Below are 16,413 nucleotides of genomic sequence, written 5' to 3' on the forward strand. Positions count from 1 at the left end.
AGGGTTGTCACTATTGTATCGACCTCAGTCACTTAGGATCGTGAATTAAATAAAGTAGGAATCGGTGTAAGGACATGGCACTGCCGTGCCCATTGACGTTGCAAGTAATCGATATTATTGATCCACGATCTTTTAAGGAGAGATTCTCTCAGTGAGGATCGGCTAAATTTGCTGGGTGAAACCTCTGCTGGTCAAAAGGGGTTGACAAACCTGGGGCAATCTGCGAAATTAAGAAGTGGATTAAATGCGGGTGTGGCTCAGTGGTAGAGCGTCACCTTGCCAAGGTGAATGTCGCGCGTTCGAATCGCGTCACCCGCTTTCTAAAAAAAGTGCTTGTCAGTCTTAGTTCCAAAGACTTTCTAGGCACTTTTTTAATATTTTCTGTCAAGAGCGTTAGGGCTGTAGCGCTTAGTCACGCTGCATCCAGAGATTGCCATCTTGGCGGAGAAGCCACCGTCAGAGTTAAGGTCGGTTCCCTGTGCGAAGTCTACCAACAGTGGAAGTAGTCCGAATCGAGAAATCGCGCAAATTCAAGCCCTTTGATCGCGAGGTCAGGCTCAACTTCGCCGAATGGAGCCAGCAACTCGCCTAAAAGCTCTTTTGTAAACTGATCGTGAGGCTGAGTTGTCATTCAGATTCGGCAACTTTTTTAACGAACTGACGATCGCGAAGCAAATTTCCTTTGTCGCCCTTCCCCGATTTCTTTAACACTTCATCTGCGATCGCATACCACTCGTCTCGCATCGCTTGATCTTTTTCGTCATTGCTTAAGAGCTTGCCTTTTTGATCGGGATATTTGGTGTAAAACTGGTCATTGACAGATCGCACAAAAGCCGCATAATCCAGTCCTAATTCTTGGCAGCGAGTTTCTAAGTCACCGCCTTGAGACTGCTTTGCGGTGGGCTTTGAACCTTGAGCCAGCTTTAACGCGGGCGCAATGCCTGGAACTAACGCTAAAATTTGCGGCACTGCCCACGCCAACAGCGCCATCACCAGACCAAAAATAATCAGTCGATAAATCAGTTGAAAAATTCCCCAAACGGTGAACTTGACGATTCCGAAGACTCCTCGAACGGTGGCTCCGATCAGGTAAGCCGTTCCTTTGACGATCCAGACGGGGATATAGAGGATTGCATCTAGCGGCGATCGTCGATTTTGCTGTAAATTTCCTGAGATGGCTTGTCCAGCAGGATTGCTTCTCACTACAGTAGTGACTCGTCTTCGCCCAACTAACGCTAACGTGTTCTGGTGAGTGAGAGAAGTCGGTGTGACAGCAGGTTGAGCAACCGGAACGGGTTGAATTTTGATCGGCGCAAGAACTGCCAGAACATCGCTTGCAGAGGAATAGCGATCGCTAGGTTTATAGCTCAACAACCGATTGAGAATAGCGGCGACTGCTGGACTGACTGTCACATAGCGCTGCCAGATCCACGTTAACGTGATCGGATCATAAAGTGATTTGGGGTCTCGTCCGGTCAGCAGCACAATGCAAGTGACTGCCAGCGCATACAAATCGCTGCTCGGATTTGCCGTTCCTGCCTGGAGTTGTTCAGGAGACGCATAGCCCGGTTTGCCCACGAGCGTTTGGCTACTAGCGGCGGGTTGCGCGAGCTTGTTTGCCAGCGCTTTGACCACCCCAAAATCAATCAAGACGGGTTGTTGATCGGTCGATCGTAAAATAATATTGTCTGGCGCAATGTCTCGATGCACGATTCCGGCACTGTGAATGTAGGTCAGCACTGGCAAAATTTGATGCAACAATTGCAGGATTTCTGCCTCGCTAAAGCCCTGCCCTGAGCGGGCATCCATCAAAGCTTCACAGGTGGTGCCTTCAATGTAGTCTTGGGCGAGAAATAGGAGTTCTCGATCGAGATAATGCACGCGAAACATTTCTCGAAAGCGCGGAATTTGAGGATGGCGAAGCTGATAAAGCACGCCTGCTTCTCGCGTAAACAAATCTTCTGCCTTTCGCAGATTGGCGGCGCTTTGATCCTGCGGGGCGAATTCTTTGAGCACACAGAACTCATTAAAGCGATTGGTGTCGATCGCCAGATAGGTTCTGCCAAATCCTCCTTGTCCCAACACGCGCTCGATGCGGTATCGGTTTTGAATCACGGTGCCATCAGGAAGCGGTGAGTGCATAGCAGTGGGGCGAACAGATAGTCCAGTATTTTAAGCGATCGACCGGAATTGCGCCCTACAAATTTAGCATCCTCCTCTCGCGAAAGTCAGCCGATTATGGGCAGTTTGGCGATCGGCTCTTTCCGCCTTTCAAACCAGTTGCGCGCCGAATGTTAGACAATCAGTAAAGATAGATTAAGCACAACGTCACCTTTTTAACCCGTGAATCGTCGAGAACTTCTCAAACACCTACTTCAAGCTTCTGGCGGGCTAATTGCAGCTAGCGTGTTAGGCGGCTGTCAGTCAAAGTCGATCGACCCGCTCTTTCTCCTGAGTCTGATCAACCCAGAAACCCCTCTGCCTGATCACCTGATCACGCCACTAGAGGAGTTTTATGTTCAGTCTTATGCGTTGCCTTCCACGGTTAAAGCGGATCAGTGGCAGCTCAAAATTAAAGGAGCCGTCGAAACGCCCTTAACTCTTATGCTTCAAGACGTTTTGCAAGCGCCTCAAGAAGACTTTCACCTGACAATGGAGTGCATCGGCAATCCAGCCGGAGGTAATCTGATCGGCAATGCACTTTGGACGGGAACGCCGCTTCTTCCCTTTTTGAGGCAAGCGGGCGTTCGCTCCGATGTTCAAGAATTTGCTCTAAAAGGGGCTGATTGGTATGAGACGACTCTGCCTGTAGACGATGTAATGCGCGCTGATGTTCGCTTAGTCCATCGCATGAACAAAGAGCCTCTGACGGCTGCTCACGGCTATCCGATGAGACTGATTGTGCCTGGGCACTATGGACAAAAACAGCCTAAATGGATTGTTGAAATTGAGGCAATCACGAAACCAAAAACGGGATTTTGGGAGAATCAGGGCTGGTCAAACACGGCGGAAATTCCGACTCATGCGCTGATGCGGCAGGTGCAAGAGACTCGCGTGTGGAATCGTCAGAATCAAGTCAATGTCAGTCGAGACGGAGATGCAGGTTGGCAAAAAGGAGTCTTGCTTGCAGGCGTTGCGCTCGATCGTTCTAGTTCTATCCAAGCGATCGAGGTCAGTACTGACAATGGCGCTTCTTGGAGTCAAGCCAACCAAAACCGCCCCAACTCGCCCCATGAATGGACATTATGGCGCTATCTTTGGAAACCTCAACAGCCTGGAAAATATACGTTATTGGCGCGGGCAAAGTCCGATCGGCAACAACAGCCGCTAGAAGATGCTAATGGTAAAGATGGCAGTTCGGGAATTCTCAAAATTCAGGTCACATTGCAGACTTGAGGATGCGGACTAAAAATTCTGAGCCTTTATCTGCAAGCGCCTCGTTCACAACTCTTGTAATAAATAAACGTCAGTTCGACGAGTTTTTTCGCTTCGTTGTCAGCGGCTTCTGCCCCCTAAATCCCCCATTCTGGGGGACTTTGAACCGGAAATTTTGGCTTGAAGTCCCCCAAAATTGGGGGATTTAGGGGGCTGCCCGAATTCACAAGCGGAGCGAACTACTTCTGTCGAACTGACGTTAAATAAGCAATTATACTTAATGTCAAAGTCAAGAACTTTATTTGCATGAATTTTGAGAGGCGCTGGAAGAGCAGCTTTTCCAGCAAAAGACTGTAGTTGCGGGATGGTCTGAAAACGGCAATGTAAATCGAGAGTTTCAGCCCTTACTAGAAAAGAACAGTATTTTCATTGATCAGGTACGCTCAATGAAAATACTGAAACCCCAACTTTGCCGGGTCAACGATAATTCTGACGCTACTCAATTGCTTTTCCATCAACAGCAAAGAAGTATAGCTTACTCGTATCCACTCCCAGGCTTAGTCTAGTGTCAGGATGAATGTTGCGAGACGAAGGCACACGGGCAATTAAAACAGAACTCATTTGTTCGTCAGGGTCGTCCCTATTATTAGTAATCGAAACCGCCTGGTTATCCTCGATCGTAAGGGTAGCAGGTGCCTTAGCATAGATGAGCAGTTCATGTCCAAGTGCTTCTAGTGATATGACTTCAACTTGAACGCACTGATCAACCGGAGTATTGGCATCTGGCAGGAAAAATGCTTCTGGACGCAAGCCTGCCAACAGCGGTTGATCATAATAGTGTTCTAAGTTCTGATATCGGTTGACAGTCGAAGAATTGACGATCAAGGGGCGATCGCCCATATTAATCATAAAGGTGCCACTTTCCAGCTTTTGCAACCGAGTGCGAAAGAGGTTCATGGCTGGACTGCCCATAAAACTAGCCACAAAGATATTGGCGGGATGGTCATAAAGGTCTTGCGGGGGCGCAACTTGTTGCAATTCACCTGCCCGCATCACCGCCACACGATCGCCCATTGTCATGGCTTCTACTTGATCATGGGTCACATATACAGTTGTGGTGCCCATTCGTCTTTGTAACATTGTAATATCTGTGCGGATTTGCGATCGCATCTTGGCATCCAGATTAGACAGGGGTTCATCCATCAAAAATACAGCGGGATCTCGAACGATCGCCCGTCCCATCGCGACTCGCTGCCGCTGTCCCCCTGAAAGCTGCTTGGGTTTGCGATCGAGCAGATCCACCAGTCCCAATCGTTCCGCCGCCTCCTGAATTCGAGCTTGCCTCTGGTGTTTGGGGAGTTGCATCATGCGGAGAGGAAATTCTAGATTTTGCCGAACGCTCATGTGGGGGTAGAGGGCGTAATTCTGAAAGACCATCGCCACGTTACGCTGTTGTGGGGTGTTGTCATTGACGATGCGATCGCCAATCATTAATTTGCCTGCTGAGATTTCTTCTAACCCAGCGAGTAACCGGAGTGCTGTGGACTTACCACAGCCAGAAGGGCCTACAAACACGAGAAACTCACCATCCTCGATCTCTAGGCTCAAATCTTTGAGAGCAGTGTAGCCGTTGGGATAAACCTTGAACACATGCTGAAATTTGATAGTTGCCATAATGTTTACTGAGCAGTGAGTAACGTAATTTGATCTAGCGCCGACCGATATCGCTCTTGATTTCCGAGTTGTGAATAAAGCTTTGCTGCCTGTTTGAAGTCAGCGATCGCAGCTTTTTTGTTGCCTTGCTGATCCTGAAGCCGACCTCGGCGATAAAACGCATCTCCGAAGGTGATAGTGCTGCCCCAGCCCTGATTGATTCTAATGGCTTCACTGTAGTCTTTGATTGCCTGTTGAGGCTGTTTCAGTTCCGATTCATAGAGTGCGGCTCGGTTGAAATAAGCCGTAGAAGTGGGTCTAAGCTGAATGGAGCGGGCGAAGTCTTCTAGGGCACCTTGATAGTCTCGCAGAAAGCGTCTTGTGATTCCTCGGTTTGTATACAACGTAGGATTGTTGGGATACCGTTGAATTCCGGCGCTAAATACCTGTGATGCTTTCTGAAAATTGTTTTGTCTGAGTTGAAGAAGCCCTACTGTCACATAGTAACTAATGTGTTGGGCTTGTACTCCGGCTGTGCTGCGCCGTCCTGGAAGGGCATTCATTGCACCGACTGGAACCGCAAAACTGAAATTTGTTCCCGGAGTACCTGACTTAACAATACCGACCACATAGCCATCCTCATTGAGCAAGGGCCCGCCAGAACTGCCAAAGGTAACGGATGCCGTAAATTGAATCAGACCATTTCCATCGATTCGGCTCACGATTCCATCACTAAAGCTTCTCTCTAGTGTTCCAGTTGTCTTAGGGCTTGGATTTCCGATCGCGTACACCTTCTGCCCAATTTGAGGTGGCACAGCTTGAATTTTCAAGCTTGGAAGCGGCTTCTTCGGCTGGATTTGAATCATTGCTAAATCAACATTAGGATTGCGAGACACGACAGTGCCCTGATAAACTGAGCCGTCTGCTAACTTAATCCAAACCTGTCGGTTATTTCCAACAACGTGTTGACTAGTCAGAATCAAACCTTTGGGGTTCAGAACAACCCCGCTTCCGAGATTGAATGACTTGCCGTTTGGTGCTGCTATTACAGCAACCGCAGGGCTAGATCGTTGATAGATTGTGACTGGATCAAGTGCGAAAGCGAGATGAGTGACCCCTAGCGCGATCGCAACAGAATTCAAAACAGTAACAGTTTTTGCAAGGAGTTTCATAGCAGTTCACCAAAATTTTGATTAGATTTTTAGCCTTTTGTTCCGGTTGAGGCAACGCCTTTAACAAACCATTTTTGGAACAGCAAGAACACCACGAGAATGGGAGCGACCATCATCACACCAAAGCTCATGATGTCGCCCCACTGAATCGGGGGCAACGTTTGAAAGGTTGCGATCGCGAGTGGCAACGGACGAACTTTCTCATCGATCGTAATCATCAGTGCCCATAAAAAAGACCTCCACTCTGATAAGAAGGTGAGAATTGCAACCGTCGCAAACACAGGTTTTGATACTGGCACGATGATCTCGACGAAAGTTTGGAACGGACTCGCACCATCCACACGAGCGGCTTCTTCTAACTCTTTGGGCAAATCAGCAAAAAAGGTATAAAACAGGTAAATCGAGAACGCATTCGCAATAAATGGCACAATTTGAGCCGTGTAGGTATTTCGCAAGCCAAGAAAAGTAAATTGGAAAAATAGGGGAACTGCGATCGCTTCAAACGGAAGAATCATTAATGCAATGACGATCAGCAATAATAGCGATCGTCCTCGCCAACGCAATCGCGCAAACGCATATCCTGCTAGCGAGTTGACGATCAAACCTAATAATACGATCGTGCTGTTAATGAACAGCGAGTTAAAGAAAAACCGCTCAAACTTGACTCGTTCAAACACATCCCGATAGTTCTGAAGCGAAGTCTGCTGCGGAATGAATGCCTTGAGTGTGCTTGCTTGGGATAAAACTAGCTCATCAGGTTTGAGACTTCCAACAATCATAAACAGGATGGGCGCAATGAAGAGAAATGCGATGAACGTCAGTAAAAGGTAGCTTGCTATCTTTCTAAACCATTGCTGATTCGATTGCTTTGACATCCACTGAGTTGAATTCAAATCATTCATAAAATTAATTCCTTAAATTGTGATGCCTGGCTTGCTGCCCTCCTCACGAAGTGGGGCGAAGTATTTATGCAGGAAGTCTAATTAATATTCACTCGATCGTTCTTTCTTCTTGAACTAACAGCCGTTGCAACAAAGTAATCACTAACACGATCAGAAAGAACGTCACTGTGATGGCTGATCCCTTTGCCATTTTTTGCTGATCAAACGCCGCCTTAATCGCTTCATTCATTACAGTTGTTGTTGCATCACCCGGCCCGCCGTTCGTCATAATTCGCACTGAGTCAAATAGGCGAAACGATAGAATTGTCGTGACCAACACCACAAAGATGAGTGTGTTCCGAAGTTGAGGGAGCGTAATGTAGCGGAATTGATTCCAGCGATCGCTCCCATCCACACGAGCCGCTTCATAGAGTGAGATTGGAATTGACTGCAATCCCGCCAGCACAATCACCATTTGAAAGCCAACGCCTTGCCAGATTGATAACAGCATCAGAGCGGGTAGAGCCAGGGCAGGATCATGCAGGAAGTCTCTAGGTTGCCAAAAACCAAGCGTCATAAACTTGAGGAACGCATTCATCATGCCATCAGCACCAGGGGCATAAATAATCGTCCAGATCACGGATACGAGTGCCATCGGAAAGACAACGGGCATGAAAAATAGGGTGCGAAAGACTGCCATGCCTTTAAGTGGACGGTTGAGCAGCAAAGCTAACCCCAAGGCTAATGTGGTTTGTATCGGCACAACCACTAACGCAAAGAGAGCATTGTTGAGTAGAGCCTGACGGAAGCTAGGATCGAGCCAAATCCGTCGATATTGCTCAAATCCCCAGAATTGAATGGGTAAAGGCGAACCCAGTCTTAGATTTGTAAACGAAAGCACCAACGCTAACGCAAATGGCAAGACGACAAATAGAAATAATCCGGTTAGTGCAGGAGCCGCCATACTAATTGCAACGCGAGTATCATCGTTGAGTTTTCGTGTTTTCTGCTCGATCATGGTTCTCAGATTTAGAGGAAGTTAATCCAAAAATGGGAAGATAAGACACTGAATGAACGTCTGGGTAGCCCTGATTGTCTTGAAGGTCGATCGCGATCGCAGTTGCCGCTTTATCTAAAGTGGTCTTCACATCTAACCCATTACGAATATCTGCAAAGGCTTGCTCGAAGGTCGATGTAATCACCGGATAAGCAGGCGTTTGAGGACGAGAAACCGTTTGTCCTGCTAGCAATTGAGACGAGAATAAGGAAAGAGGCCCGCCTTTAGCATAGAGTTTGGATTGTGCAGTTGCACGTTTCGTTCCTGGGACTGCACTGTTTGCGGTTGCGATCGCTAACACTTCGTCAGGCTGTAATAAAAATTCTAGGAATCGTGCCGCCACTTTGGGTTGCTTACTATTAGTGGTAATGCCCCAACTCCAAGAACCTTGAGCCGTTTTTGAGCCGTTTCCAAAGTTAGGCAGCGGCAACAACACTAAGTCATTTCCGGCGGCTTTGGCGTAAGTCTGATAGTCCCAGTGTCCGCCCCAGGCCAGCGCAACTCGACCACTCGCAAAAGACGCATCATCCACGTTGGGATCGACATAGCCTTTCTGAATCCAGCCCTGGATCTGCTGCATCGCAAACACAGCCGATGAACTGTTTAAGAAGCGATCGACAGATGGCTGATCAACCCGTCCCCCCGCAGAGTAGATTAGAGGTAAGAATGCGTAACTGTACCACTCACCACGAGAATTTAGTTTCAAGTCGAGAACTTGCCGATCGGGATCTTGTTTAGCAAGAGCAACCAGAACTTGGTTAAATTCCTGAGCCGTCCAAGCATCCTGATTGCCCTTGGGAATCCGAACACCAGCGGCTTCAAGGCGGCTCCGACGAGCATAAAGTCCTAACCCAGAATCGAAGGTGCCAACGGAGTATAAACGCCCCTTATATGTTCCTTGATTAAGGATTGAGGGTAACAAATCTTGCTGGATTTGCGGCGAGAGTAAGGGATCGATCGCAATGAGATTTCCTTGCCAAATGTAGTTATAGACTGAAGGCCCATCAAGTTCAACTACATCCGGTAAATCTTTTGAGACCGATGCAGACTGAAGTTGAGCATTGTATGAACCTTCAGGAATAAAAGTGAGCGCTACTTTGGCTTCGGTTTGCGATGCATTGAAGCGATCGACCTGTTGTTCGATCGTCTGTCGCTCTGCGGCTTGACCCGTGTGAACCCAAACTTGAATAGTGCCCTCTTGAGTCGCGTTACTCCTGCACCCACTAAGGCACAGGAGTAACGGTGTGAGTATACTCAGTCGGCGCAGGATTTGAATCATGATTCTGTGTCCTTATCCTGGGTGAATGCTGTTACCGGGGATGAACAAGAGCATTAGTGGGCTGGGGAGAAGTAAGGCCATCGACAATCGCAAACGTTAGTAGACTTCCTGCATGAATTTGGACAGCGATCGCCAACCCTTCTTGAGAATAAGGGAGCCAGAACTCTCTTGTTCCCTCTCCTTCGGGCTACCGTTGTATACATAAGTCATTTCGCTTCGTTTTGAGCGGCTTCTGCCCCCTAAATCCCTCAAAAATGGGAGACTTTGAGACTGGAAGTCTGGGGTCAAAGTCCCCCAGAATGGGGAATTTAGGGGGCGACCCCCAGCCATCCGAACTGAAAGCAATTTGTGTATACACAGCAGTTCCTTGGGGAGAAGGGTTGGCGAGGGCAGAGTATTCATGCAGGAAGTCTAGCATTTGTGATGCAAATATCATTCCATTAGAATATCTGAGCAGCAGAAATAGAACCAGAGCAAACAGGGGCAGATAAGAGCAGTTAAAGAACTTTAGGATGAAGCCGCCCAAACGAATGCTAGGCTAGATTCACTTCACTTTATTGCTGGGGCTAGTACCATGACTAGTCAGTGGTATGACAAACTACAGAGAATTTGGCCAAGACCTAGATTTGCTGCGATCGGCTTAGGGTTGCTGGCGGTTTGTCTAATATTTGTTACTTCAAACTGGATGCTGTCGAACTTGACGCGATCGCATCCTCATAAAGTCACGCTCAGTTTTGTCGTGCCAAACAATGAGGCACAACCGTGGCAGTCTTTGATTGACGAATTTGAAACAGCCCATCCCAAAATTGCGATCGATTTGGTAAACCTTCGTGACCAAGATGCAATCAAGCCGCAAGATCCTAGAGCCGTCAAAAAGCAGTATATTGATTCATTCAATCAGGAAAACCCTCTCTACGACTTGGTTTTCATGGATATTATTTGGGTTCCCGAATTTGCGAAGAAACAATGGATTCGAGATTTACCAATGCAACCCACCGATCCAGAGTTGAAGAAATTTCTCAGCGATGATGTCAAGGGTGGAATATATCAAAACAAACTGTATCGAATGCCCGTCCGCTCTGATATTGGCTGGCTCTATTACCGTACTGATCTACTCAAAGATGCAGGATTGAAGCCACCAGAGACGTTTGAGGAGTTGATCGACAGTTCTCAGAAACTTCAAGCCAAAGAACTGCGTTGGGGATATCTTTGGCAAGGACGACAATCGGAAGCCCTCTCAGCAATGTTTGTTGAAGTTCTCCACGGGTATGGCGGGTTCTGGATTAATGAAAAGCTGGACGTGGGGCTAGATCGAACTGAAGCGATCGCAGCCGTTCAATTTTTGCATGACACTATGTTCGATCAAAACCCCATTTCTCCTAAAACACTGACAACCTATCGGGAAGATGAAACGCTCAAGCTATTCCTAGAAGGTAAAGCCGCTTTCTTGCGAAACTGGTCAAATGTTCTGCCGCGAGCTAATCTAACAGATTCTAATATCCGCAACAAAATTGGTGTGAAACCGATGGTTCATACGTCAGGTTATACGAGTGGCGGCTGTCAGGGAGGATGGGGATTAGGAATTGCTCAAAGAACGCAGCATCCAGAAGAAGCTTGGCAAGCGGTTCAATTCTTTACCAGTGCAGCAGCGCAGCGCAAACTCTTTCTTGCTGCCAGCGATGGATTACCCACCAGGCGAGAACTATTCAAGGACTCACAACTCGTCAAACGGTACAGTCACTATCCAGCAATCCTAGACTTCTTTGAAAATCAAAAGCCGCACCCGATCGTTTTACGTCCTGCTATCTCCCAATACGCCCAAGCAACCTGCATCTTACAAAAATATCTCCATACCGCTCTGACTCAAGAGAATCCAGAGATTGAAAGAAAAATGCAAGATGCTGCTAGAGATACTAGGATTTTGCTCAAAACGATCGAGGGTACACCGAATGAAAAGGGTTGTATCTTTGACGATCGTGGGTAATCAGAGTTCAAAGTTCCCCAGAATTGGGGGATTTAGGGGGCTGAGGCCTTGAAGAACGAAGCGAAAAACCTCGTCGAACTGACGTTAATCAAGGGCAAATCTCTCGATCGTTCTCATGACCCATGTAGCGCTTCCACTCCTTCTGTGTGAGGTTGTCTGTAATGTGTTCACAAGCTTTACGATGTAAATCTTCTAATCGCCAGAACCATACTGCTGTTGCGTCTGAGCTGACCGTTGCAATCTTCTGATCGTCTGGGAGCTTAAAGGTGACAGCATTGACTGGCTTTGCATGATCCAAGCGTACAACTTCTTGACCACTAGATCTCTCCCATACTCTTGCTGTTTTATCATCACTCGCCGTTGCAACAAACTGATCATTAGAACTAAAAGCGATCGCATTGACTCTACCATCGTGGCTCAATGCAACAGGCACCGCATTCTGACAATGCTTGAGATCCCAAACCCGTCCTCGACTATCTAAGCTGCCCGTTGCTAGATATTGTTCATTGTGGCTGAATGCGATCGCAATCACACCCCCTTCATGTTGCAGCGTCGCACACTGTTGCCCGTCTTTCTGAAACACTTTTGCTTTATTGTCATCACTTGCCGTTGCAATCAAGTTACCCTGCAAACTAAAGGTGACTGCATTGATTTTACTTTCATGAGTCCAGTTAGCTAAACGTTGCTGGGTTGCCACATCCCACAACGTCGCTGTGTTATCAGCCCCCGCTATCACCAGCCGCAAACCATCATGGCTCAACGCGATCGCCTCCACAGAACTCTCTGATGAAAACTTCTGAACGGGATCACGAGTTCTCTTGATCAAGGTTTTGGGATTAGAGGTAAACTGATCATCATCAGGAACTCTCCAAACCCGTACTGTATTATCATCGCTAGCAGTGGCGAAGAACTTATTATTCTGGCTAAAAGTAATGAACTGATTCACACTCTTGTCCTGGCTGATCTCTACGACAGCAGAGTCACCCCTGTTTGTTTTCCACAACTGTATCGTTGTTTTCTCTTGGCGAGGATCAGAACTCGATATCGCGCTGAGTTGTCTATCTGGGCTGAAAACCGCTGCTTTCGCAGAATCATTGTGTGCTAGGCTCACCGTTGCATTATCCCTGATTTTCCACAAGTGGGCTTTATTGTCCAAACTTGCAGTTGCAATCAACTTCTCGTTTTCTAGACTCGGATTAAATGCGACAGCACTCACAAAGTCCTGATGAGGAATGTAAGCAATCGGCTTACCACTCGCAATGTCCCAAACTCTCACCATCTTGTCCATACTTGCAGTAACCATCAATTTGCTGTCATAGCTCATTGATACAGCCGTGACCGCTTGCTCATGCTGTAATGTTATCGGTGGACGATCGCTTCCCACCTCCCATATCGCGGCTGTCTTGTCTAAGCTAGCAGTTGCCACATACTTTCCATCCGGGCTGAATGCAACATCGAGAATTGCGCCTTTATGCTTCAGCAACTGCCCAACCCGTTCTCCACTAGCGGTCTTCCAAACCTGAGCAGTCCCGTCAGCACTTGCTGTAACGATTAACTTCCCATCGGGGCTGAAGGTTAGAGCATTGACGCTATTGCCCTTATGAGACGAGATTAGCTTGCCGCTCGTTACTTCCCAAACCTGAGATGTAATCCGCGTCTCACCAAGCTGGTTCAGATTAACAGTATCAACAGTCGCAGTCGCAATAAACTTGCTATCAGAACTGAATGCGATCGCATTGACATAAGCCGAAAGTTTTAAGCGTCTAATCAATTTCCAGCTTTTAGTCTCCCGGATTTGAACAGTATTATCACTTGCTATTGCAATAAATTTCGCTTCGTCATCAGAAGTAAAGGCAATAGCATTCACTTTACCAGTATTATTTAGACGCTCAACCTTGCCGCTGAATACATTCCATACATTGATCATCCCGTTTAAGCTAGTAGATATTAAGTGTTTTCCTGTGCGGCTAAAGGCAACTGTTTCCACGTCATCAAGATGTTCCACAGTTTTAAGCAAACGGGGTAGAGCATCTAATCGACGATACAAAACTTGCGCTGCGTCTGGAGAGAAGCGTCCCTGATCCTTGAATTGTTGCATTGCCTCTAGCGCCAGCAGTACACTGATTCGCGGATTGCTAGATACTTGAGCCTGCGTCACAAGCGTTTGTCGTTTTATCTCCTGTAATCTACTCCCGACAAACACCAGACTGAGTACCAGAATAATCAGCAGAGCGAAGTAAATAAACCGTCGAGTTAATTGCCGAGTTAACCGCTTGAGCTTTCGTCGATTTAGTTTGTTAGCGCTGGCGGTCAAAAATCGTTGATCCTCATTGCTGAGATGTTTGTCTTTTGCCCATTCCATGGCTTCTTGAAATGCTGGCTCATCTAAAAGCCAACCCCCATCCTGACAACCAGAAGCGAACCAATTGGCTAACGCATCGCCATAGAGACGACGCTTCTTGACTAGCTCCTCAGCCACCCAAGTTTGGTTAAAAACCTCACGATAAATCCGGTTATGAATTCTTAATTGATGATGTCGTTCCACCACTAATCCAGACAGGCACAGTTTCATTTGTTCGGGGCTGTGATCGGCAGTAACGTCTTGCTGACGTAAGATTTGCTGATACAGTCCTAGCAGAAAACAGGCTTGCTGATCATTGACTAGAATACGATCGCGGATATGACTAAGATGACCTTTTTCATCCTGGAATTCCCAGTTTTGAATGATGCGCGATCGCACGAGTTTCTCAACCCACTCCGCTTCATCGCCAACTGGAATCAAGGCTTTACTGGTCTGGATCAGCGCACAGAGCCGTTGAGTCAGAAAGGGTTGCCCATTAGTCCACGCTAAGACCTGTTTCAAGACAGCTTCAGAATCGCCAATGCCAATTAACCCCTTCGCTAATGGTTTGGCTTCTTCAAACTGAAACCCTGCCAGTTGAATGGCTTGACCAATATTAAAGGGAGTGAATTCTTTATCTTGAATCAAATCTGAGGGAGTCGCGACCCCGAACAAAGCGAAGGTGAGGCGATTGTAGTCTGGGTGATCGGCACGGCGGTTGTAGCAAGCTCGAATCAAGGCGAAAAAATCATCCACTCGAAACTGCAAACTCAGGACACTATCAATTTCATCAATAAATAAGACAATATTTCCCGGAACAGTTGCCAACAATACTTCTTCAATAAAATTGCTCAATCGTTTGACCGGAGAAAGCGCCTTTCGTTCAGTCCACCAGGTTAAACTGACTCCCAAATCAAACTGGGTTACGAGTTCATCGAAGGTATCGGCATACCACTGCTCTGGTTGACTTCGGGTATCGCGAACTGAAAAATCGAGTACACCACAAGACGTTCCGATCGCTTCTAATCGGCGTTCCATCTGCACCCGTAAGCTAGATTTTCCGGTTTGTCGAGAGTTCAACACATAGCAAAACTCTCTAGCCGTGAGTGCCTCATAGAGATCGTGGTCTGCTTGGCGCGTGACATAGCTGTTTGCGTCGGAAAATAGTGTTCCACCAACAATATAGTGATAGGTAGAGTGATAGGTCATCCCTTTGTTAAAGCGAGTGGTTGTATTGGGTCAATTTTGTAGACGATCGCGAAAATAGCGGCGGTATAACTCACAGGATGGTATCACACCCCTTTCCTCCACTTCGACTAATCCCATACTGTATAGCTGAAACACATAAGCAGGTTCAATACTGATTGGAGTCGTCGAATTCACAATACTCTCGAATGCAGCCGCTAAATTTGAATTCTGGTGAAGTGTGTTCAAAAGCTCACCTAAATAGTTATGGTAAGGATCAATTGCTGTGGCTGCATTGTGCAAAAATTGCTCTAGTGTCATCTCTGGATGCATCGTCAGGTGATCAAGCGCCTCATGGATCAGATAAGGATTTCCGCCAATCAAAGCCATCATTTGCTCAACCTGATCCGCTTGCCAATGCAGCTTATACTGCTGAACTAATTCTGTCACCTCATTTAGATAAAACTTCCGCAAGGAAAAGACATTGCCAACATTCGCCAGCGGAGAGTAATTAATATTAAGCGCGCCGTAAATATCTGTGGAGTGGATAATCACGAGTCGCAGATTGCGCCAAGCGCTGCCGCGAACTCTCCTAGCTCTGTCATACCAACTTCTGAGCAAGGTACAAAAGTCATCGGCAATATCGTGCTGTTCAAAAACCAGATCAACATCATCCAAAACAAGCACTAAAGGGGTGTTGATACTTGCCCACAGACAGGTTTCAAAATAATTTGTGCAGTTGCTATTGTTCCCTAGCCCGTGTTGCCATTTCTCCTCCACTTGGTTGGGCAACTCTAAACTATTGCCCACACTAATACAGAACCACTTTAAGAATGTTTGTAAGTCCGTGAAAACAGCCCGATCGGCATCCCGAAAGCTCAACGTTGCCGATCGATATTGATTCTCTTGTACCTGATTCAACAGGTGTTCGACAAACCAAGTTTTGCCCATCCGGTGGGGTGCTTTGACCCGAATCAGAGCGCCTGATTGCGAAAAAATTGTGTCATAACATTGAGATTCAAGGGGCGGGCGTTCTACATAAAAGTCTGAAGGTCGCGGATCGCAGCTAGGTTCAATAATATCAGCGAGTTCCAACCCCAGAAATTGAGCGATCGCATCGGCAGAATACTTTCTCACCTTGACACCCCTTAGTAATCGCTTCAAGGTGTCAATGCCTACACCTGCCTGAACTGCCAAATCCTCCCGCGTGTAGGGCGTTTCATCATGTCTATCTCTCCGTTGCTGCCGCTCCCGTAAAATTCTGTTGTCCACGCGATCTCTGACAAGCCGCTTGCCCTGTGTAGTCACCTTAACACTATCGGTTTCGCGTTGCTTACACATCACCTAGTCACCGCTTGTAGCTACTCTCATAGTTTAAGAGTCAGGAGCATTTCGACAAGAGCAGATGACGAAACTTAACTGCACCTTGACTGCACGGATCTGCCTCTACTTGCCCAAATCTGCCTCTGCCTAAACTTCTCGCTCT

General features: G+C 47.2%; 11 protein-coding genes and 1 tRNA gene. 3 read left to right on the forward strand and 9 right to left on the reverse strand.

What is annotated here, in order from left to right:
* The first annotated feature begins 246 nt into the window (after window positions 1-246).
* Window positions 247-318, forward strand: a tRNA-Gly gene (locus BRW63_RS07555).
* A 169-nt stretch (window positions 319-487) separates the two neighbouring features.
* On the opposite strand, the gene BRW63_RS28175 is transcribed toward BRW63_RS07555, so the two are convergent.
* Both BRW63_RS28175 and BRW63_RS07560 read right to left on the reverse strand, forming a co-directional pair.
* Window positions 488-631, reverse strand: coding sequence for a hypothetical protein (locus tag BRW63_RS28175; protein ID WP_181314364.1), 144 nt, complete (start codon window positions 629-631; stop codon window positions 488-490).
* Window positions 628-2,142 carry a serine/threonine-protein kinase gene (locus tag BRW63_RS07560; protein ID WP_073070292.1) on the reverse strand — a complete coding sequence of 505 codons (1,515 nt, stop codon included), beginning with the start codon at window positions 2,140-2,142 and terminating at the stop codon, window positions 628-630. Before BRW63_RS07560 ends, BRW63_RS28175 begins: the two co-directional genes overlap by 4 nt.
* Before the next feature lie 201 nt (window positions 2,143-2,343).
* Here BRW63_RS07560 and BRW63_RS07565 point away from each other — a divergent pair, with 201 nt between their 5' ends.
* On the forward strand, window positions 2,344-3,396 hold the full coding sequence (locus BRW63_RS07565) for a molybdopterin-dependent oxidoreductase (RefSeq protein WP_083582759.1): 1,053 nt from the start codon (window positions 2,344-2,346) through the stop codon (window positions 3,394-3,396).
* A 474-nt stretch (window positions 3,397-3,870) separates the two neighbouring features.
* On the opposite strand, the gene BRW63_RS29775 is transcribed toward BRW63_RS07565, so the two are convergent.
* The 5 genes from BRW63_RS29775 to BRW63_RS07590 form a co-directional block, all read right to left on the reverse strand.
* Window positions 3,871-5,049: an ABC transporter ATP-binding protein gene (locus BRW63_RS29775; RefSeq protein WP_073070293.1), complete on the reverse strand. Its 1,179-nt coding sequence runs from the start codon at window positions 5,047-5,049 to the stop codon at window positions 3,871-3,873.
* 5 nt (window positions 5,050-5,054) lie between these two features.
* Window positions 5,055-6,200 carry a trypsin-like peptidase domain-containing protein gene (locus BRW63_RS07575; RefSeq protein ID WP_073070294.1) on the reverse strand — a complete coding sequence of 382 codons (1,146 nt, stop codon included), beginning with the start codon at window positions 6,198-6,200 and terminating at the stop codon, window positions 5,055-5,057.
* A 29-nt stretch (window positions 6,201-6,229) separates the two neighbouring features.
* A complete protein-coding gene (locus BRW63_RS07580) occupies window positions 6,230-7,102 on the reverse strand; it encodes a carbohydrate ABC transporter permease (RefSeq protein ID WP_083582760.1) in 873 nt (290 codons plus the stop codon).
* A gap of 88 nt (window positions 7,103-7,190) precedes the next feature.
* A complete protein-coding gene (locus tag BRW63_RS07585; protein ID WP_073070295.1) occupies window positions 7,191-8,099 on the reverse strand; it encodes a carbohydrate ABC transporter permease in 909 nt (302 codons plus the stop codon).
* Entirely contained in the window at window positions 8,065-9,417 is a 1,353-nt protein-coding gene (locus BRW63_RS07590) for an ABC transporter substrate-binding protein (protein WP_073070296.1), read from the reverse strand. The genes BRW63_RS07585 and BRW63_RS07590 overlap by 35 nt, the downstream gene beginning before the upstream one ends.
* Window positions 9,418-9,991: 574 nt before the next feature.
* Between BRW63_RS07590 and BRW63_RS07600 the strand changes: the two genes are divergently transcribed.
* The gene (locus tag BRW63_RS07600) at window positions 9,992-11,401 is read left to right on the forward strand and encodes an extracellular solute-binding protein (RefSeq protein ID WP_073070298.1); all 1,410 of its coding nucleotides are present in this window, start codon (window positions 9,992-9,994) and stop codon (window positions 11,399-11,401) included.
* A gap of 88 nt (window positions 11,402-11,489) precedes the next feature.
* On the opposite strand, the gene BRW63_RS07605 is transcribed toward BRW63_RS07600, so the two are convergent.
* On the reverse strand, window positions 11,490-14,951 hold the full coding sequence (locus BRW63_RS07605) for a WD40 domain-containing protein (RefSeq protein ID WP_073070299.1): 3,462 nt from the start codon (window positions 14,949-14,951) through the stop codon (window positions 11,490-11,492).
* 30 nt (window positions 14,952-14,981) lie between these two features.
* Window positions 14,982-16,268, reverse strand: a complete 1,287-nt coding sequence (locus BRW63_RS07610) for an AAA-like domain-containing protein (protein WP_073070300.1) — start codon at window positions 16,266-16,268, stop codon at window positions 14,982-14,984.
* Between the last annotated feature and the right edge of the window lie 145 nt (window positions 16,269-16,413).

Source organism: Phormidesmis priestleyi ULC007 (assembly GCF_001895925.1).
GTDB classification, from domain to species: Bacteria; Cyanobacteriota; Cyanobacteriia; order Leptolyngbyales; family Leptolyngbyaceae; genus Phormidesmis_A; species Phormidesmis_A priestleyi_A.